This window comes from Vibrio sp. 10N.261.54.E10 (assembly GCF_002877735.2).
GTDB classification, from domain to species: domain Bacteria; phylum Pseudomonadota; class Gammaproteobacteria; order Enterobacterales; family Vibrionaceae; genus Vibrio; species Vibrio crassostreae_C.
Window position 1 is genome coordinate 2487631 of record NZ_MCXE02000001.1, and the last position, 20140, is coordinate 2507770.

22 protein-coding genes and 1 other RNA gene are annotated in these 20140 nt (G+C 44.9%); 10 read left to right on the top strand and 13 right to left on the bottom strand.

Annotated features, from left to right (window positions below):
* Positions 1-32: 32 nt before the first annotated feature.
* The 5 genes from lepA to rpoE form a co-directional block, all read right to left on the bottom strand.
* A complete protein-coding gene (lepA, locus tag BCU07_RS10910) occupies positions 33-1826 on the bottom strand; it encodes a translation elongation factor 4 (protein ID WP_017059045.1) in 1794 nt (597 codons plus the stop codon).
* Between the two features lie 137 nt (positions 1827-1963).
* Complete coding sequence (locus BCU07_RS10915; protein ID WP_017059046.1) at positions 1964-2434, bottom strand: SoxR reducing system RseC family protein; 471 nt, start codon at positions 2432-2434, stop codon at positions 1964-1966.
* Complete coding sequence (rseB, locus tag BCU07_RS10920) at positions 2431-3393, bottom strand: sigma-E factor regulatory protein RseB (RefSeq protein ID WP_017059047.1); 963 nt, start codon at positions 3391-3393, stop codon at positions 2431-2433. Before rseB ends, BCU07_RS10915 begins: the two co-directional genes overlap by 4 nt.
* Entirely contained in the window at positions 3390-4013 is a 624-nt protein-coding gene (locus BCU07_RS10925) for a sigma-E factor negative regulatory protein (protein WP_102427893.1), read from the bottom strand. The genes rseB and BCU07_RS10925 overlap by 4 nt, the downstream gene beginning before the upstream one ends.
* A gap of 26 nt (positions 4014-4039) precedes the next feature.
* Positions 4040-4618 (bottom strand): RNA polymerase sigma factor RpoE, encoded by a 579-nt coding sequence (gene rpoE, locus BCU07_RS10930; protein ID WP_008223963.1) that lies wholly within the window; start codon positions 4616-4618, stop codon positions 4040-4042.
* Positions 4619-5007: 389 nt separating this feature from the next.
* On the opposite strand from rpoE, the gene nadB reads away from it, so the two are divergent.
* Positions 5008-6624 (top strand): L-aspartate oxidase, encoded by a 1617-nt coding sequence (nadB, locus tag BCU07_RS10935; protein ID WP_017059049.1) that lies wholly within the window; start codon positions 5008-5010, stop codon positions 6622-6624.
* A 135-nt stretch (positions 6625-6759) separates the two neighbouring features.
* Here nadB and BCU07_RS10940 read toward each other — a convergent pair whose 3' ends face one another.
* Positions 6760-7179, bottom strand: a complete 420-nt coding sequence (locus BCU07_RS10940) for a protein YgfX (protein ID WP_324295273.1) — start codon at positions 7177-7179, stop codon at positions 6760-6762.
* Complete coding sequence (locus BCU07_RS10945) at positions 7127-7387, bottom strand: succinate dehydrogenase assembly factor 2 (RefSeq protein ID WP_004735374.1); 261 nt, start codon at positions 7385-7387, stop codon at positions 7127-7129. Before BCU07_RS10945 ends, BCU07_RS10940 begins: the two co-directional genes overlap by 53 nt.
* Before the next feature lie 167 nt (positions 7388-7554).
* Between BCU07_RS10945 and ygfZ the strand changes: the two genes are divergently transcribed.
* The 3 genes from ygfZ (at position 7555) to BCU07_RS10960 (ending at position 9756) form a co-directional block, all read left to right on the top strand.
* On the top strand, positions 7555-8526 hold the full coding sequence (gene ygfZ / locus BCU07_RS10950; RefSeq protein WP_017070455.1) for a tRNA-modifying protein YgfZ: 972 nt from the start codon (positions 7555-7557) through the stop codon (positions 8524-8526).
* 4 nt (positions 8527-8530) lie between these two features.
* Positions 8531-8992: an aminoacyl-tRNA deacylase gene (locus tag BCU07_RS10955; RefSeq protein ID WP_029235114.1), complete on the top strand. Its 462-nt coding sequence runs from the start codon at positions 8531-8533 to the stop codon at positions 8990-8992.
* Between the two features lie 557 nt (positions 8993-9549).
* A complete protein-coding gene (locus BCU07_RS10960) occupies positions 9550-9756 on the top strand; it encodes a DUF1107 domain-containing protein (RefSeq protein WP_009847660.1) in 207 nt (68 codons plus the stop codon).
* 111 nt (positions 9757-9867) lie between these two features.
* On the opposite strand, the gene BCU07_RS10965 is transcribed toward BCU07_RS10960, so the two are convergent.
* The 3 genes from BCU07_RS10965 to BCU07_RS10975 are packed head-to-tail and all read right to left on the bottom strand — an operon-like array spanning position 9868 to position 12881.
* Entirely contained in the window at positions 9868-11091 is a 1224-nt protein-coding gene (locus BCU07_RS10965) for an FAD-dependent 2-octaprenylphenol hydroxylase (RefSeq protein WP_017063203.1), read from the bottom strand.
* Positions 11092-11102: 11 nt separating this feature from the next.
* Positions 11103-12281 (bottom strand): 2-octaprenyl-6-methoxyphenyl hydroxylase, encoded by a 1179-nt coding sequence (ubiH, locus tag BCU07_RS10970; protein WP_102427894.1) that lies wholly within the window; start codon positions 12279-12281, stop codon positions 11103-11105.
* Positions 12282-12305: 24 nt separating this feature from the next.
* Positions 12306-12881, bottom strand: a complete 576-nt coding sequence (locus BCU07_RS10975; protein ID WP_010435718.1) for a YecA family protein — start codon at positions 12879-12881, stop codon at positions 12306-12308.
* Between the two features lie 309 nt (positions 12882-13190).
* On the opposite strand from BCU07_RS10975, the gene zapA reads away from it, so the two are divergent.
* The 5 genes from zapA to serA all read left to right on the top strand — a co-directional run bounded on the left by zapA (position 13191) and on the right by serA (position 16550).
* Positions 13191-13499 carry a cell division protein ZapA gene (gene zapA, locus BCU07_RS10980; protein ID WP_004735366.1) on the top strand — a complete coding sequence of 103 codons (309 nt, stop codon included), beginning with the start codon at positions 13191-13193 and terminating at the stop codon, positions 13497-13499.
* Between the two features lie 11 nt (positions 13500-13510).
* Positions 13511-13694, top strand: a non-coding RNA gene (gene ssrS / locus BCU07_RS10985) — 6S RNA.
* A 6-nt stretch (positions 13695-13700) separates the two neighbouring features.
* A complete protein-coding gene (locus BCU07_RS10990; RefSeq protein ID WP_017059056.1) occupies positions 13701-14300 on the top strand; it encodes a 5-formyltetrahydrofolate cyclo-ligase in 600 nt (199 codons plus the stop codon).
* A gap of 102 nt (positions 14301-14402) precedes the next feature.
* On the top strand, positions 14403-15059 hold the full coding sequence (rpiA, locus tag BCU07_RS10995) for a ribose-5-phosphate isomerase RpiA (protein WP_048605825.1): 657 nt from the start codon (positions 14403-14405) through the stop codon (positions 15057-15059).
* Positions 15060-15320: 261 nt separating this feature from the next.
* On the top strand, positions 15321-16550 hold the full coding sequence (gene serA / locus BCU07_RS11000) for a phosphoglycerate dehydrogenase (RefSeq protein ID WP_017059058.1): 1230 nt from the start codon (positions 15321-15323) through the stop codon (positions 16548-16550).
* Between the two features lie 112 nt (positions 16551-16662).
* On the opposite strand, the gene BCU07_RS11005 is transcribed toward serA, so the two are convergent.
* Positions 16663-17376, bottom strand: a complete 714-nt coding sequence (locus BCU07_RS11005) for an oxidative stress defense protein (protein WP_017059059.1) — start codon at positions 17374-17376, stop codon at positions 16663-16665.
* Between the two features lie 111 nt (positions 17377-17487).
* Positions 17488-18384, bottom strand: a complete 897-nt coding sequence (locus BCU07_RS11010) for a LysR family transcriptional regulator ArgP (RefSeq protein ID WP_102427895.1) — start codon at positions 18382-18384, stop codon at positions 17488-17490.
* A gap of 142 nt (positions 18385-18526) precedes the next feature.
* Between BCU07_RS11010 and BCU07_RS11015 the strand changes: the two genes are divergently transcribed.
* A complete protein-coding gene (locus tag BCU07_RS11015; RefSeq protein ID WP_017059061.1) occupies positions 18527-19156 on the top strand; it encodes a LysE/ArgO family amino acid transporter in 630 nt (209 codons plus the stop codon).
* Between the two features lie 96 nt (positions 19157-19252).
* Here the strand turns inward: BCU07_RS11015 and mscS are convergent, their stop codons facing one another.
* Complete coding sequence (mscS, locus tag BCU07_RS11020) at positions 19253-20119, bottom strand: small-conductance mechanosensitive channel MscS (RefSeq protein ID WP_017066019.1); 867 nt, start codon at positions 20117-20119, stop codon at positions 19253-19255.
* Positions 20120-20140 lie beyond the last annotated feature (21 nt).

The following is a 20140-nucleotide window of genomic DNA, read 5'->3' on the forward strand; positions in this document are numbered from 1 at the left end:
AATGTTCAGCAGATAGTTAGTGCGATTGATACCTAGTCTTTGCCAACATGAAGGATTGCAAGGAAAGCTTCTTGAGGCAGTTCAACGTTACCGATCTGCTTCATACGCTTCTTACCTTCTTTTTGTTTCTTAAGAAGTTTCTTCTTACGACTGATATCACCACCGTAACATTTTGCGATTACGTTCTTACGCAGTTGTTTCACTGTAGAACGAGCAATGATGTGGTTACCAATCGCTGCTTGAATCGCGATATCGAACATCTGACGAGGGATGAATTCTTTCATCTTCTCTACCAGTAGACGACCACGAGACTGAGCAATATCTTTGTGCGTAATGATAGCTAGTGCATCAACTGTTTCGCCATTCAGCAGTACGTCTACACGTACCATGTTTGATGGCTCGTAACGTTGGAAGTTGTAATCCAATGATGCATAGCCGCGAGACGTTGACTTCAGACGGTCGAAGAAGTCTAGAACTACTTCTGCCATAGGAAGATCGTACGTCACAGCAACTTGGTTACCGTGGTAGACCATGTCTACTTGTACGCCACGCTTCTCAACACACAGTGTGATTACGTTACCTAGGTAATCCGAAGGTACCAGAATATTACAGCGTGCAATTGGCTCACGAATTTCTTCTAGGTCATTAACCGCTGGCAGTTTAGCCGGGCTATCAACGTAAAGAACCGTTTTATCTGTTTTTACAACTTCATACACTACTGTTGGAGCAGTTGTGATTAGGTCTAGGTCGTATTCACGCTCTAGACGCTCTTGGATGATCTCCATGTGAAGCATTCCTAAGAAGCCACAACGGAAACCAAAACCAAGTGCTGCTGAACTTTCTGGTTCAAAGAACAGTGATGCATCGTTCAGGCTTAATTTGCCTAACGCGTCACGGAAGTTTTCGTAGTCATCAGATGATACAGGGAATAGACCAGCGTATACCTGAGGCTTCACTTTTTGGAAACCAGGTAGACGTTCAGTGCTGCCGCCTTTTGCAAGCGTCAACGTATCACCAACCGGTGCACCTAGGATGTCTTTAATACCACAAACAACCCAACCTACTTCGCCAGTATTTAGCTCTGTAGTATCGATTTGCTTAGGCGTGAAGATACCTAGACGGTCAACACCCCATACTTGGTCTGTCGACATTACTTTGATCTTATCGTTCTTCTTCAGCTTACCGTTTTTGATACGAACCAAAGAAACTACGCCAAGGTAGTTATCGAACCAAGAGTCAATGATCAACGCTTGTAGAGGCGCTTCAGGATCACCTTCCGGTGGCGGGATTGCCGTCACGATGTTTTCTAGAACATCATCAACACCCAAACCTGTTTTCGCAGAACAGCGAGTCGCTTCCATCGCATCGATGCCAACGATCTCTTCGATTTCTTCAGCAACACGTTCTGGTTCAGCAGCTGGTAGGTCAATCTTGTTCAAGATTGGCACTACTTCCAGTTCCATTTCGATTGCTGTGTAACAGTTTGCTAGAGTTTGTGCTTCAACACCTTGGCCAGCATCCACTACAAGTAGTGCGCCTTCACAAGCCGCTAGAGAACGAGATACTTCGTAAGAGAAGTCTACGTGTCCAGGAGTGTCGATAAAGTTAAGTTGGTAAGTTTCACCATCTTTAGCTTTGTAATCTAAAGTCACACTCTGCGCTTTAATTGTAATACCACGCTCGCGTTCTATATCCATAGAATCGAGGACTTGAGCTGCCATCTCACGTTCACTTAATCCTCCACAAACTTGGATTAAGCGGTCAGAAAGGGTCGACTTACCGTGGTCGATGTGGGCGATAATCGAAAAATTACGAATGTGCTTCATAGGCTTGGTGTGACTAAACTCTTTGAATAGGGATAATAAGAAAGCCGCGACGCGTCCAATCTACAGTCAGCATTGGTGGCGGCATTTCAATCAAGTTGGCAGATTCTACCCAATTTAAGGGCAAGAAGCATCATAAATTAGACGAGAGACTCACCTAGGATTCGAATCAAGACGACTTCTTGCTTGGATTTGTCTTCCATGGGTTTGGCTAACCGCTTCGCTAAGGCAATCCCACCAGCAGTAAACAGTGCTGCACTTAAGATAACAATGCCCTCGCCCCCCTGGAGTAAGGGTTGTAACAAGAGTTGCCCAAAACCAGCACCAATCATCAACATGAAAAGTGGGATGAGATAAACAATCGCCGCCGACTGAAGTAGGCTTTTTTCTGGAAAGCCAATTTCTACGATTTGTCCAGCTTTGACTAAGCTTTTGGTTTTAAGCTGCCAAAACAAAGATTTATTGCCAACAGCCTTGGTCACAATACCCGTACCGCAGTTTTTTTGAGAAGAACAGCTGCTACAACTGGTTTGTTGTTCGCAGCTCAATTGAACAAAGTATTGCTTACCTTTTTGTTCAACCGAGCTAACGGTCGCCAGCGCGGTCATCATTGCGCTTGTACCGATTTATTAAATGTAACTGACTGAGCAATACGTTTTGCAGTTGCCGGCGGAATGTCACCAACCACAGAGATCTCTTTATCGCCAATCACTAAGCTGTGCAAGGTTCTACGCCCTTGACGCACCAGCTGCCCTTTCAATGAATGCTCATCTTTTTCCGCGATATAAACCGAAAAGTTAAACAGTCCATCACTGAAAAGCTGACTTTCAACCATTTTATCGGTCGCAGCCATTTGATAGCGGCTAAGCTCTTTTGATTTAAACCCTTCAGGAATCCACGACGCTTGCCAGTTAGTTTCACTCACTAAGCCTTCCGGTAATGATAAAACTTTCGGCAATTGAGCTTGGCTCAAGCCACCCATAGCCTCAGCAATCTTATCGTTCACCACGTAAGAGATAGTGCGGTACTGTTCAAGCACTTCGCCATCACGATCCAAAAGGTCGGCACGCAAAGGAAGATTCGTTTTTTCGTCTACCCAAACCACGTAAGAGTAGCGAAGGCCATCTTTCGGCACGACACGCAGCACTTGAGTGGTGCTACCTGCTTCACGAGAGCGACCAACTTTCACAAAGTCGTAGTACTGATTCAGAGATTCGATATCTCGATTAATCATCGGAATAACAGGCGCAACCATGCTGCCTGACTGAATCGTAAATGGCTCTGTACCCGGCTCGATGTAGCTAACTTCGTTGCCACGTCGAATGACTTCACGAACAGGGCCGCTTAGATAAACAAGGTGTGCAAGTTGTTGGTCGTCGTTAACCGCATGGCGATAAACAAGAGGCTCAATACTGCTCTTCTTTATCAAAATGTAGGAGAGTTCGTAATTTAGATGCTGACTGGCCTCGTTCATTTGATGCAACAAGGCCTTTGCAGTGGTTTCCTCTGCAAAGGCTGTTGGAGACATCAAGCTGAACAGTGTCAGTGCACTGACCAGGATTTTCTTCATTCAATGTCCGATTCTAGATGTGCATCTTGCATTGGCGATGCATCACTGTTTAATCTTAGCTGCAGCTCATAATCTTCTAACAATGCATGAACGCGTTTGCGCTGCTCTTGCAAGTTAGCTTCAGATGTTGGTTTCTCAACAGAGTCACGCGTTAAACTTACTGGTTCCGCAGAACCGGCAAATGGAATCGTCTGGAGTACAGGCAACTGCTCTGGTGCTGCAGGGTCGCTACCACCATATTGTTGAACACCTAATACAACGGCTAATGAAACACACGCTGCCACGGCAACTTGTCCAAACTGTTGTAACCACGCCGGAAGCTGACGCTTCGCTTGCTGAGGTTTAGGTTGCTCTTCAATTGGAGCAACAGTAGGTTCAACATTCACTTGGTGCAGGTTCGACATTGAACCATGTGCAGGCTCGTTCTCAAGCGCTGCCGCTACACTATTGGCAATGTTCCACTCTGGAGTTTCTGGCGAATCCCCACGCATAACATCACCAATTAAATGGTAACTCTGCCAAGTATCCATGCTTTCTTGATCAGATTCTAGATCTACAATGAGAGCTTTATCGATCGTTTCACCATCCATGAGTGCCGAAAGCTTTTCTTTATCAGCCATTATTTTCACCATAATTATTACAAGTTCTAGCGTTGCAAAAGAGGTTTGATTTTCTTTTCCACCGCTTCACGAGCTCGGAAAATACGCGAACGTACGGTTCCTACAGGGCAATCCATTACTTCTGCAATCTCTTCGTAGCTCAAACCTTCGAGCTCTCGCAACGTCATTGCAGTTTTTAAGTCTTCTGGTAGCGCTTCAATCGCTCCAAAAACAACTTGTTTCAATTCTTTAGACAGCGTTAAGTTCTCAGGGTTCGATATTTCTTTTAACGCGCTGCCTGTTTCGTAATATTCTGCATCTTCTGCATCTACATCGGTTGCTGGCGGCCTACGGCTTTGGGCAACGATATGATTTTTAGCGGTGTTCACGGCAATTCGGTATAACCATGTATAGAAGGCACTCTCGCCACGAAAGTTAGGTATCGCGCGGTAAGCTTTAATAAAAGCTTCTTGTGCTACATCAGGTACATCACCGGAATTATTCACGTATCGAGAGATAAGATTACAAACTTTGTTTTGATACTTAACCACTAGTAAGTTAAATGCCTGCTTATCTCCACTCTGAACTCGCTCAATCAACACTTGATCGGTTAGCTGCTCGTTCATTCGAGCGGGTACTCCTATTGTTATAACCCTCACCTTCACAGATATGGGGACTAATTATGCGAAATGTAGTATTGACACCACCGTCTACAAGAGCACTATTGTGACTAAGCCAAATACCGAAAGTTCCAACTTTCTTAAAATTATTTGCCATTATTGTTTCACAATGTGATGTAATAAAAATAGCTATCCCTATCAATTTGGGGAAACTTGAGCAAAAGCAATGGTATTGAGCAATTAAATATTTCTAGATAGCTGTCTATATATTGATTTTGCATAGCGTTTAAGGATGACTCTGGAGAGATTATAACAGTCTTAGCCAAACTCCTAAAACAAGACAAAGTCAATTGAGAGTGGACAACTCGACTATAGCCCGGGATTTAATAAGTTTTATGAACGCAAACCGTGAACATCAGTGTGATGTATTAGTGGTAGGAAGTGGTGCGGCAGGCTTGTCATTAGCCTTACGCGTAGCAGAACATGCAAAAGTAATTGTATTAAGCAAAGGACCACGCAGCGAAGGATCGACGTATTACGCACAAGGTGGTATCGCCGCGGTGTTCGATGAGTCGGACAGTATTGAGTCTCATGTAGAGGATACTCAAATCGCTGGGGCTGGGTTATGCGAAGAAGATACAGTTCAATTCATTGCTGAAAATGCGAAAGAGTGTGTGCAATGGCTGATTGATGGTGGTGTTCCATTTGATAAAGATGAGAACAGCACAGAAGGCCAACCAAAATATCACCTCACTCGTGAGGGTGGCCACAGTCACCGCAGAATTCTGCACGCTGCCGATGCAACTGGCATGGCGATGCAAACCTCACTACAAGATAACGTCAACAACCACCCAAATATCGAGATCTTCGAGCGCCACAATGCGCTGGATTTGATCACGGAAGATAAGATTGGTGGTTCAAAAGACAAGGTGATCGGTGCCTACATTTGGAACCGTAACCAAGAACATGTTGAAACCGTGCGCGCTAAGTTTGTTGTATTAGCAACAGGCGGCGCTTCAAAGGTTTACCAATACACCTCTAACCCAGATGTTTCTTCAGGTGATGGTATTGCTATCGCTTGGCGTGCGGGTTGTCGTGTGGCAAACCTTGAGTTCAACCAGTTCCACCCAACTTGTTTATTCCACCCAGAAGCGCGTAACTTCCTACTAACGGAAGCACTGCGTGGTGAAGGTGCTTACTTGCGTCGTCCAGATGGTTCTCGCTTTATGAAGGACTTCGATGAGCGCGGTGAACTGGCGCCACGTGATGTGGTTGCTCGTGCAATTGACTTCGAAATGAAGCGCTTGGGTGCCGACTGTATGTATGTTGATATCAGCCACAAGCCTGAAGAATTCATCACAGCGCACTTCCCGATGATCCATACTCGCTTGATGGACTTGGGCATCGATATGACCAAAGAGCCGATCCCTATCGTACCAGCCGCTCACTACACGTGTGGTGGTGTCATGGTTAATAAGCAGGGTCAAACCGACCTAACGAACTTGTATGCGATTGGCGAAGTGAGCTACACCGGCTTACACGGTGCAAACCGTATGGCTTCTAACTCACTGCTTGAGTGTGTGGTTTACGCATGGGCAGCAGCAAAAGATATCGTTGAGAACATCGACCAATCTCAACTGTGTGCAGAACTGCCAGCATGGGATGAAAGCCAGGTCACCAACAGTGATGAAGAAGTTATCATTCAACACAACTGGCACGAACTGCGCCTATTCATGTGGGATTACATGGGCATTGTTCGAACGGATAAACGACTAGAGCGAGCATTGCGTCGCATTCAGATGCTGCAACAAGAAACTCATGAGTACTACAGCTACTTCAAGGTTTCGAATAACCTATTAGAACTGCGTAACTTGCTACAAGTGGCAGAGCTAATGGTTCGTTGTGCAATGCAACGTAAAGAGAGCCGCGGCCTCCACTACACGTTGGATTACCCTGAACTTGCAGAAGACAGTGGCCCAACGATTCTGACGCCAGAGAAACGCCAATCATAATAATTGGTTAAACGTGCTTAGCGAATTAGCCGTCAGCGGAAAATGATTAAACGAAAGGGAGCCGAGTGCTCCCTTTTCTTTTGTCTAACGCTTTCTTTTATCTAATACTTTCTTTCATCGAATAGTTTGGCTTCTCTAGCGCGCTCGTTGTAAGTTCGCCAGAAAATGGCGATATTCTCGCTCGCAACAGCTGTCCCGCCAAAGCAGTACCGAGTGCCCACATTCAAACTGCAATTTAACGAAGAACTGCGCCCAGATCTTATCAACGGACTTGAGTCGGTAAGTTCGGTCATTGAGTCGAATATCACCATCCTCTCTGTAATCAAAACGCCCATAGACACTATTTAGAATCACATGATTGTTTCTGAACAAGCGGATCATTAAAGCTAAGCAATAAAGGCTGGCGGCAAGTGGAATAGAAGACAGGACGATGAAAAACAAAAGGCACCCAAAAATAGTGCCTTTTGCAAATAATGCGGAATACGAAGGGTTAAGCTGAAGCTTAACGAACCTTGCTGAGGTTGTGTGCGACAATTTTATCAACCATTGATGCATGGCCTAGGTTTTCACTGCGTCCGTGGCCCATTACCCAAGTAAACAAATCTGGATCATCACACTCTAATAGAGAAACAAACTCGCGCTGTTCCTGCTCTTGCAATGAATCAAAACACTCTTCGAAAAATGGCATGATGACTACATCAAGTTCTAACATGCCGCGACGGCAACCCCATTTAATTCGTGCTTTCTGCTCTGCAGTGTACATTGGCTATCCTCACCTATAATTTTTCTTTCTCGGAGTGTAACAAGTCATACGCCCTGCAACTACTATGTGAGTCACAGTCCCTATCTAAGCTCACAAAAAAACCTAGGCTGACAAAGAAACAGAACCGGATTAACATAGAGCCAAATAAAATTCTTAGGAAAGATAAAATGGATTGGAAAAACATATTTCAGCCACTCGCTCATACGCAAAATGAATCGCTTCCAGAACTGATGATGACACACGTATCAGACTGGAGTGCAATTACCATGATAGGCGATGACAAAAAGTCGTACCTACAGGGTCAAGTAACGTGCGATGTCGTCACTCTTCCTAATGATGAATCCACATTAGGCGCGCACTGTGATGCAAAAGGAAAGGTATGGAGTATCTTTCGTTTGTTCCACCACAACGGTGGCTACGCACTCATGCAACCTAAATCAGCGATTGAAGTCGAGCTCGTTGAAATCAAGAAGTACGCGGTGTTCTCTAAGGTCGATATCGAGCAAACGTCTGACGTTGTTATCGGTGTGATGGGTTCGTCAGCTAATCAATACATTGATTCTATTTCAGAAAGCCAAGGTAATGTGCGTGCTATCTCTGGTGGTACAGCGGTTCAAGTTGCAGATAACCGCTGGGCTCTACTTGTGACAGAAGAAGCCGCTGAAGCCTTGGTATCAAACAGCGCTGCGGAGAAAGTATCAGAAACACTTTGGCAATATCATGAAATTCTTGATGCTCAGCCTAACCTATCGAAAGCAGAGCAAAACGAGCACATCCCTCAAGCGCTTAACCTGCAAGCGATTGGCGGTATCAGCTTTTCAAAAGGCTGTTACACAGGTCAAGAAACGGTTGCTCGTGCTAAGTACCGTGGCATGAACAAGCGTGAGATGCGCATTGTTTCAGGAACGACAGCAGAAGTATTGTCTCTAGAGAACCCAATTGAACTAGAGCGTAGCGTGGGTGAGAACTGGCGTGGCGCAGGCCGACTATTAAACGTCTATCAATTTGCTGATAACCGAGCGATTGGTTTGATGGTACTGCCAAACAACCTTGATGACGATGTTCAGCTGCGACTGACCGCGCAGCCTGATCAAACATGGAATATCCTGCCACTGCCGTACAGCCTTGACGACGAGTAACCACGTGGAAACGCAGATTACACAATGGCTGGATCAACAGCAGGTGAATTATCGCCTGCTGATGCAAAGCAAGCCAACCACCAGCATTGAAGAAACTGCACAAGAGCGAGGCATCGACGCCTCTCAAATGGTGAAGTGCATCCTGCTCAAGGATATGGGCAACCAGTATGCGTTAGCCTGTACTGCTGGCGATCGCTCTGTCGACCCCAAGAAAGTACGCTCGGTACTGAATTGCCGTCGAATGACCTGCGTGTCGCTCGCTGATGTTGAAGCGATCACCGGTTTTAAAGTGGGTTGTGTTGGTCCGCTCGCTCTCAAGAGACACATGCCGATCATTTTTGATCCTTCCATTCAAAACAACTCGACCGTAACCATTAGCTCCGGCGACCGAATGGCTGGCGTTGCGCTGGATCTCAATGATCTTATGGCGCTATGTGCACCGACCGTCGCGGACATCAGTCGATGATCGTTTAGATCATGCTTCGCAAACTTCATTTTAATATTTCATTGAGTACATTTTTAGTGTGAACCTCGTCATAAGAAGAACACACCATTAATAAATAGTTACTCAAAATAAAAGCATAAGTAGTCACAAGGTTAAATTTGCGTTATTGTAAATTTACTGACTAGCTATTAAGCAAATCAGTGCAAGTGAATCCACTGAGTAACATCAGTATCCACTTTTGTGTAATGCATCTGTGACTATTCGCCCGTTTTAGACGGGCTTTTTTTTGTCCGAAATTTACAATTTGATTACACAAACAAAAAAATCCCGCCTATTCTTATACTTGTAACATTATCACTGCTTAATACTGAACAGAAAAGTTCACGGCAGTTCACTACTCAGTATTATTTTGGGGAGGAGCTCACGTAAAAATAGATATTTACTGAAGAAAGTGCTTAGAACAGCACAAATATCTAATTAACGTCAACGCTACTGCATATAACTCCATGCTTATCACAATTATTATCTCGGAGTTTTTCTATAATATGCAGGCTAGGTAAATATAAGGATAATTAAGAATGAGACTGTTTAAGCGCTATACACCGAGTATGATTGCTAAACATGTAAGTCGACTTTTCAAAGGACGAATCTACATTTACGGCGTAGGAAAATTTGAGTTTGATAACGGTAAGCTAGTGCTACCAGACCGAGCAGAAAAACGTCACTTTCAAACAGTGAAAGAAATAAATAGTGAAATCATGAAACTGCGCTGCGCGTACGCATGACCTGATTATCTACAGAATTAAAAACAAAAAGGGTTGGCATTATGCCAACCCTTTTTTCGTACCAATTTTCGTATCAATGATGATTCGATATACCACCAGAACACTATGTCATTATCGATGAGTCACTGGACGCTTAGCTAAGTCAGGAAGATTGCCAGACAAACCCAGTGCGCGCTTCATGATCTCATCTTTCGCACCCGGTAATTGGCCCGCAAGCTTCATACCGATGCCACGAATCAGCTTCTTAGCTGGGTTATCGCCTTCAAACAGATCTTTAAAGCCCTGCATTGAAGCAATCATTTTCGCCGCCTCTGCTTTTCTCCAGCGCTCGTAGCCGCGAAGATTACGCTTGGTGCCAATGTCTTCACCCGCAGACCATAGCTTTAACAGCTCTTGCGCTAGGCTTGCTGCGTCTAATAGGCCAAGGTTCACGCCCTGCCCTGCTAATGGGTGAATGGTATGAGCAGCATCACCAACCAAAGCCACACGCTCTACCGCAAAGTCACGCGCATAACGCATGCGCAGTGGGAAGGCAAAACGGTCACCAACCACTTCACATAAGCCCAGCTTTGCATCGAACTCAGCTGTTAACTGCTTGTTGAATTCAGCATCCGACATTGATACGAGGTTCTCGGCACGATTTGGTTCCGTAGACCAAACAATCGAGCTCATGTTGCTTGGTTGCATTGGTAGGAATGCCAATGGGCCTTGAGGCGTGAAGATTTGACGAGCAACGCTGTGGTGCGGCTCTGTGGTTTTGATGTTCGCGACAATCGCACTGTGTCCGTAATCCCAATGTGTTAATGGGATATCTTGCTGCTTACGAACCCAAGAGTTTGCGCCGTCTGCTCCAACAACTAACTTAGCTGTCAGTGCTTGACCATTGTCCAATGTTAACCAAGCTTCACTTTCACCAATCGCCATCGTTTTACACGTTGCGGGCATATACAGGCTGACGTTGTCTTGTTTCTTAACCTGATCAAGCAGCGCTAATTGAATCACACGGTTTTCAACGATATGACCAAGATTAGGCTGAGCCAAGCGTGTCGAGTCAAACTCAATACGAGCGAAACTGTCTTGTTCCCACACTTCCATCGCTTGATACGGTGCAGCGCGTCTTTGTTCGATACCTTGCCATGCACCTAGATTACGAAGAATCACTTCACTAGAACGACTCAACGCGGATACACGCACATCAGGCAGCTCACTCAGCCCTTCACTAGGCGCTCTGCCTTCAATGACAGCGATTCTTAGGTCACTGTCTTTTAGGGCAGCAGCAAGCGCTAGGCCAACCATGCCACCACCAACAATCGCGATATCAACACTTTGCATCATTATTTATTACCTTATCTTTCTACTAGGCCAAGCGTATGACGCAAAAGTGGACCTTTAAGTGGTGGAAGGTTATCTATTACGGCTAACCCAAGATCACGCCCAATGCGAGCGGTCATATAATCGTTTGAGAACAGGTGAACTAGGCTTGAAGTCAACGTGATCGTTGCGTCTCGGTCTTGTTCTCTACGCTTTCTAAAGTTAACAAGACCACGGTAACGACCTACATCATCTAACTGGGTACACAACTCTTCTGCCAAGGAAGCCACATCTCGGATGCCTAGGTTAAAGCCTTGCCCCGCAATTGGGTGAAGCGTTTGAGCAGCATTACCAACAATGGCAAATCGATGAGAGATATTTTGCTGTCGGTGACGAAGAATCAGAGGGTAACTCGCGCGCTTGCCGACCTTCTCTAATCGGCCAAGTCGCCAACCAAAGTCATTCTGCAACTGCTCAAGAAATTCGTCATCGTTTAAAGCCATAACTTGATGTGCTTGTTCCGGTGACAAACACCAAACCAGCGACAAACGGTTGTCATTCATCGGTAATAGAGCGACGGGCCCATGATGAGTAAAACGCTCAAATGCTCGACCTTGATGGGGTTCACTCGCCACAATATTAGCAATCACAGCGACTTGCTCAAAGTCATGTTCACTCAATGGTATATTCAGTTGCTGGCAACAGGTTGAGATAGCACCATCAGCAGCAACCAATAATTTGGTTGTGACTGTCTTTCCACTTGTCAGTTCAATGGTAGTTAGTGCTTCATCACGTACCACGTTACTGACAGACTCAGGGCAAAGCATCGTAATTGTGGCTTCTGATTCAAGCTTTTGCTGATAGATTCGCCCCACATCCGCCAATTCAACCACATAGCCAAGTGCATCTACCGCAAGCTCTTCACTGTAGATATCTGTCATTCCGGCATGCCCGCGATCCGAAACATGGATATCTTTAATCGGGGTCGCGACCGGAGCGATAGATTGCCATAAGCGCAAAGAATCCAGGATCTGCACTGTGCCATAGGACAAAGCAATCGAACGAGAATCAAACCCTGGATGAGCTTGATGGTTAACCTGATAAGGCTCCACTACCGCAATCGACAAGGAACCTTGACTTAATTGGTTCAGAGCAAGAGCTAACGTAGCCCCTGCCATTGCACCACCAGCAATTACAACATCATACTGAGCCATCATAACCTCAAACCGACAAACGGATTAATGAATGGTTGGAGCCACATCTTCAGATGGGCGAGCACCGAATTCAGCATGAATTGTCAATGCACACGCTTTTACGTGCTCAATAACATGCTCTAGCAACTGTGCTTGCTCTTCTAGATCATCTTCTTCGTCGATACCGAGCTTTGCCATCTCTTCAAGATCAGCTAATGCTTCTTTAGTACCGTCAGACGCTTTGTTTAATTGAGCGCCAACCAGACCTAAACCAGAAATAAAGTGGTTAATCCAGTCAGAAACGCCATCCGCCAAATCAAACAAGCTTGCACTTGCATCTTCATCAGGCAGCAACATAGATAGTTCCATACCTGAACCTGTGATTTCACTGGTCGTTACTTTTAGTGTCGCTTCCGCTAATGTCAAAGCACGATCTGGCCATCCCATACCTTCGTTGGTGTAATCAAAGATAAGTGGTTGCCAGCTTTTATCTGTTAGGTTTAAGCCTCCGCTCAACATACCCGTTAATAAACCATGCATCTCAGCAGGGGTTACGGCTAGACTTGCCGATTGAAGTTCAGTCGCAACCGTTAGGTAGTCAGGTAAAGTAGTTTCGCTCATCAGATAGCTCGCTCAGTTATTCTTTATATCGATAGTTTAATCGTACCACTTCACCCCAATTCTGGTAAGCATCGATCCTGAGCAATTGAAGGATGACTGACTACCAATTGTTCAATTTGCTGAATTACTGTGTGCTCAAGCTCTCATTTACAAACAGTCACTCTGAAAAGCTTGAATCTTAATAGCGGTTTACCTATAGTTTCTCCCTCAGAGGAGATTGCTTCCTCATCGGTACTTGCACTTTTTCTTTTAAAAAAAATGATAAAGAGCAGCAGCCTTAAAAATAGCGCGTTAAAGAGTTCATCCATCATGAGTAATCAAGCGGTAGACGTTGAAATATTAGGAAAACTGACTCGAGTGAATTGTCCCCCAGGGCAAGAAGAGTCATTGATTGCAGCGGCGGCCGATCTTGATAATCGATTGAAAGAGATGGCTGAACGTACTAAGGTAACCAATGAAGTGAAGCTGCTGACTATCGCAGCTCTGAATATTTGCTACGAATTACAAACCAAGAAGTTTGAAGCAAATGATGAACAAAACGCACTGACCGAGCGAATGGAACAGCTCACGACATCACTTTCAGATGTCCTCAGTAAAGTTAAGCACGGACAGCAATAGCGTACACAAAATTTACCCTGGAGTGTTTGTCAGAGGATTCACGTCCCCGAGCCGATAAGCAATCCCTAAGGGTTAGTACTTGAGTGCTATTGAGCATGCTCGGCCCGACCGAGAAGCCTACGGTAATCATTGCTGATCCGCCTTGAACTCGCTGGTTCAAGGGCCATCTATTCTCAACGGCACTTTGGGGTATCCCTTCTTATGAAGACGCTCACACGCAGCGAATTTCGCAAACAGATCCGTATCAAACGCAATGCCTTATCTGGCGACCAACAAACTCAATCCGGTATCGACTTAGTTAAGCAGTGCATGCAGCTTGATGAAATTCAGTCTGCTCAGCATATTGCCCTCTATATCTCTATCGATGGCGAACTCGATACTCAGCCTTTAATCGAATGGTTATGGGCGCAAGGTAAGCAAACTTATTTACCAGTATTGCACCCCTTCTCTGCCGGGCACCTGCTGTTTTTACACTACTCGCCAACCACACCGACGGTCTTGAATAAGTACGGTATTGTCGAACCTCAGCTCAATCAAATGCTGGTTAAACCTTGTCAGCAACTCGACCTTATTCTTACGCCCCTTGTAGGCTTTGACTCCCATGGCCATCGTTTAGGTATGGGCGGCGGATATTACGATCGCACCTTGGCAAAGTGGTTCGAGACGGGCGAAGGTGCAGCTCCTATTGGTTTGGCTCATGATTGCCAACATGTTGATACGCTACCGATTGAAGAATGGGACATTCCGTTACCTAAAATCGTGACTCCGAGTAAAACTTGGCAATGGGAAAACAACCATTAAAGCGCTATAATCGCGCCGCAAACGTTAACCTCGATATATAAACGTTAACTTCAATACGCGAACGATTAATTCAAAGCGCAAGACCTTATTCAGGAGAATGGCATGACTCAAGATGAAATGAAAAAAGCAGCTGGCTGGGCAGCACTTCAATATGTTGAAGAAGGCAGCATTGTAGGTGTAGGTACTGGCTCTACAGTAAATCACTTCATCGACGCACTTGGCACAATGAAAGACAAAATCAAAGGTGCGGTTTCAAGCTCTGTAGCCTCTACTGAAAAACTAGAAGCACTAGAAATCAAAGTATTTGAGTGCAACGACGTATTCAAACTAGACATCTATGTTGATGGCGCAGACGAGATTAACGCTTCACGCGATATGATCAAAGGCGGCGGCGCTGCTTTGACTCGTGAAAAAATCGTAGCGGCTATCTCTGATAAGTTTGTGTGTATTGTTGACGGCACTAAAGCAGTTGATGTGTTGGGTAAATTCCCACTGCCTGTTGAAGTAATCCCAATGGCACGTTCATACGTGGCACGTGAGTTAGTTAAGCTTGGTGGTGACCCAGTTTACCGCGAAGGCTGCACAACCGATAACGGCAACGTGATCCTAGATGTGTACGGCATGGCGATCGAAAACCCGAAACAACTAGAAGATATCATCAATGGTATAGCTGGTGTGGTGACGGTTGGTCTGTTCGCTCACCGTGGTGCTGATGTGGTTATCACCGGCACGCCTGAAGGTGCAAAAATCGAAGAATAAATAATAGAAGATTGAGTTTTTCTGTTACTTCATTACATACGGTGCCCTAGGGCGCCGTTTTTTTTGCTTTATTGCTGTAAAATTATGTCTTATTCCGTAATTTTCTTACCCAAAACATTTTTTTTTTGTTACTTTATTGTTCAGAAGACGCACAGGGAAAACGTTTGTCTCCTAACAAAGTGGTGAATTTGTTCCCCTTTCAGCCATTTTGTAGCACGTGCGCCGCATTTGCCCAACCTTTCCATTTTAAGGACGAGAACAATGGCCAAAGTTTCACTGGAAAAAGAAAAAATTAAAATTCTACTTCTAGAAGGTCTTCACCCTTCTTCTGTAGAAGTACTGCAAGCCGCTGGTTACACAAACATTGAGTACCACAAAGGCTCGCTACCGGAAGATGAACTTCTTGAAGCAGTAAAAGATGCTCATTTCATTGGTATTCGTTCTCGCACTAATATCTCCCAAGAAGTTATTGATGCAGCTGAAAAGCTGGTTGCCGTCGGTTGTTTCTGTATTGGTACTAACCAAGTCAACCTTCAAGCAGCAGCAAAACGCGGTATCCCTGTGTTCAACGCACCGTTCTCAAACACTCGAAGCGTTGCTGAGCTCGTTCTTGGTCAGGTTCTATTGCTACTACGTGGCATTCCAGAAAAGAACGCGCTTGCACACCGTGGCATCTGGAAAAAGAGTGCCGACAACTCTTACGAAGCCCGTGGTAAGCGTTTAGGTATTATTGGCTACGGTCACATCGGTACTCAACTGGGTATTATTGCTGAAAACCTTGGCATGCGTGTTTACTTCTACGACATTGAAAACAAACTGTCTCTGGGTAACGCAACGCAAGTTCATACCATGACGGAATTACTGAACAAGTGTGACGTAATCTCTTTGCATGTACCTGAAACCAACGAAACAAAAGACATGATGGGTAAAGAAGAGTTCGAGCGCATGAAGCCTGGTTCTATCTTTATCAACGCAGCTCGTGGCACGGTAGTCGATATTCCTGCTCTGTGTGGCGCTCTGGAGTCTGGACACCTTGCAGGTGCGGCTATTGATGTTTTCCCAACAGAACCAAAAACCAATGCAGACCCGTTTGAGTCTCCATTAATGCAGTTCGATAACGTGATCCTAACGCCTCACGTGGGTGGTTCAACTCAAGAAGCACAAGAGAACATTGGTGTTGAAGTTGCTGGTAAGCTAGCGAAATACTCTGATAACGGCTCTACGCTATCAAGTGTTAACTTCCCTGAGGTATCACTACCACTGCATACTGGAACGTCTCGTTTATTACACATTCACGAAAACCGCCCAGGCATCCTAACTCAGATCAACACCATCTTCGCTGAGGAAGGGATCAATATCGCGGGTCAATACCTACAGACTGCGGCTGATATGGGTTATGTCGTTATCGATGTAGAAGCCGATCGCTCTGAAGAAGCACTGCTTAAACTGAAAGAGATCGAAGGCACAATCCGTGCTCGTCTTCTTCACTAATCATCGCACTCAAAATGCATAAAAAAGGCTCTCATCATGAGAGCCTTTTTAGCATTTGGCCTATCGTAGGTAATTAGGTCGTCATGATCCAAAACCTTCTATAGCACTGTCATTACTCTTCGATCTGGTAGATCACATTCACGCGATCACGAATGGTGATTGTTGAGTCTTCATAAGAGTTCGATTCTGTTCTTGCATCCATCGCCATTGAACGCATGAGTACTGGCTGAGAAGATTGGGCGTTGTAATCCACGCGCCATACATCACCTAACTCGCGCTCAAAACCACTCGCCAATGATTTAGCTTTTGATGTCGCATCTTTAATGGCTTCTAAGCGCGCTTGCTCTTGATACTTAGCTTGGTCGCGAACTTGCAGTTGGATGTTGTCGATCTGATTAATGCCTTCTCCAATCGCAATATCCATGTACTCATTAAGATTAGCTAGCTCAGTCACTTGAACGGTCACATTACGTGAGGCGCGGTAGCCAACCAGTTCCGGTTTGCCATCTTTCGGGTAATGATATTGAGGAGATAAATACAGGTTAGAGCTGTGTACACTCGCCTCATCAACACCAGCTTGATGTAGCTTGTTTAGAAAGCCTGTCACGACTTTATCAACGGTATTTTTAGCCTGTTCAGCAGTCATCGTCGATTCCACGACTCTCACAGAGAATGTCGCCATATCAGGTGTAGCGATCACTTCACCATAGCCTGTCGTTGAAATATGAGGAAAGGATGGAGAGTCAGCCAATGATGGAAAACTCACAGCACTCAACGCCGCAGTAAGAGTAAGAGACGTTGCTAACATCTTTGGTACAAGCTTCATTAGGTATGACCTATGCTAAACAAATGTCCTTTCATCATAGAGCAATTTATCGTTTAGCCAATCCAGAGCACACACTTCTAACAGAACTTTGACGCTGAAAAAACCAACAGTTTACTGAGGTAAGTGATTGTGAGCAAAACTCAATATTGCTTGGGATACCTCTTTTAATACTCCGCTCTCAAGCTGCCAATGGTGCCAATAGATGCGATAAGAGAGCAGAGAGCCAGGGGTAATATCAATCAGAGCACCAGACTCGAGCTCATCGATAATCTGTAATCGGGGGATCAAGCAATAGGCTACACCCGATAATGCCAAGCGCACAAATGCTTCTGAACTGCCGACTGTATGATTGATCACACTGTCTCTCGGGACGTTAAAATGATCATGCAGAAACTTCTTATGCAGATCATCGTATTGATCATAGGAAACCGCAGGTGCGTTGCTTAAGGTGGCGTAGTTTACGCCCTCTGCAAAGTAACGCTGATGAAAGTCAGGGCTAGCCACGCACACATAATCCATCCTACCGAGATAGTCAGCACTGCAGCCAGGAATCGCTTGAGACTCCAAACTGATTGCACCGGCCACCTCGCCACTTTTAATCTTTTCAATGGTTCTCGACTCACCATGAATCGCGAGGTTCAACTCGACTTGGCGAGACTTAATCACATCCGACAAAGCTGGTAGCAACCATGTCGCCAAACTATCAGCGTTGGTGGCTATGGATATCGATAGTGGTTGATTACCCTCTTCATTCATCAACTCAGGCACAAGCTCGTGCTCTAACAAACGAACACGGCGATATAAGCCCAGTAGTTTTTTACCCGCAGGCGTTGGCCTAGGCGGGCTTTCTCTCACCAAGGCTGGCTGAGCCAACCACTTTTCCAGCTGTTTGATGCGTTGAGATACCGCCGACTGGGAGATATATAACTGCTCAGCAGCCCTTTCGAAACTACGTTGTTTTACTACAGCATCCAGTGCTTCAATCCATTTATAATCCAATCCGCGCATCAATTTGCTTCCTTTTTAAGCTAACTCATCACCACATTAGCAACTCTAATAATGGATTAAAATCATTAATTATACTTATTTAAAGGGTCAGAGTATCTTCGCCATATAGCACGTAAATATCGTTAAATAAGTGGAGGTTAAAATGAGTTTTTGGGTTTTATTACAAGGTTTTGGTCTAGGGGCAAGTATGATTATCCCTATTGGCGCTCAGAATGCGTACGTCCTAAATCAAGGGATAAAACGCAATCATCATTTAACGACAGCAACGATTTGTAGCCTGCTCGATACTCTGTTTATCTCATTAGGCATTTTTGGCGGCGGAGCGATCTTGTCGCAAAATGAATTACTGCTTACCTCAGTGACACTAGGTGGCATCGCTTTTCTGACTGTGTATGGTTTGCTCTCACTACGCAGTGCATTCAAAGTGCGCACCAGTGATGAGTCGAAAGGTGAGATATTAGCGCGTGGCAAGCGCACCGTTATTTTAGGGGCATTGGCAGTAACAGTATTAAACCCACATCTCTATTTGGATACCGTGGTAATTCTTGGATCCATTGGTGGGCAATTTGAAGGCAACGACAGAATTGCATTTGCTATGGGGACTATATTGGCTTCGTTCGTCTGGTTCTATTCTTTGTCATTAGGCGCTGCAAAACTAGGCCCGACGCTATCTAAACCTAAGGTTAAGAAAGGCATTGATATCGCAGTCGCAACCATGATGTTCGCCATAGCAACGGTGCTTACCGATGGACTTATTGAGCAATACTGGTAAATCTATTTAGCTTCATGAAACCAACAAAAAAGGCGGATAACCTAAGTTATCCGCCTTTCCTTATAAAAGCTTATAGTTATAAAAACTAACTAGGAATTAAGCTTCTACTTTATTCATGTGTACATCCATTTGCGGGAATGGAATTTCGATACCCTCGTTATCCAAGCCTTCTTTGATTGCTTGCATCAGGTCGAAATAAACATTCCAGTAGTCAGCAGTGCTAACCCATGGACGAACAACGAAGTTAACTGAAGAATCAGCAAGCGTATGAACACCAACTTGAACGCCAGGTTCTTTCAGTACACGCTCATCAGATTCACAGATCTTAGTCAGTAGCGCTTTTGCCTTCTGAAGATCAGCGTTGTAAGAAACACCAATCATTAGATCAATACGACGCGTCGCATGACGAGAATAGTTTGTGATTGGGCTGCCGATAACGCTACCGTTAGGTACTACAACCATTTTGTTGTCTGGCGTTGTTAGAACCGTTTGGAAGATTTGAATAGAATCAACTGAACCTGCCACACCACCAATTTCCACATAGTCACCAGACTTAAATGGACGGAATGCAACGATAAGTACACCAGCAGCAAAGTTAGATAGTGAGCCTTGTAGTGCAAGACCAACGGCTAAACCAGCCGCACCAATAACAGCAACTACAGATGCCGTTTGAACACCTAAACGACCAAGTGCAGCAATTAAAACAATCACAAACAACAAGTAACGAACTAAACCATGGACGAACTCCACAACTGCTTGGTCCATTTTCTTCTTCTGAAGAACCTTAGACACGCTATTCGCTACTGCTTTAACAATAAGGTTACCAATAAATAGAATTATCAGTGCTGAAATGATATTTACGCCATATTGGATAAATAAATCTGAATTATTTGTTAACCACTGCTCTGCTTGAGACAAACCATCCACAAGTGGAGTCTCAATCGCTGTCGAACTATCAGCCATAATGTGCATCCTCTATATAAT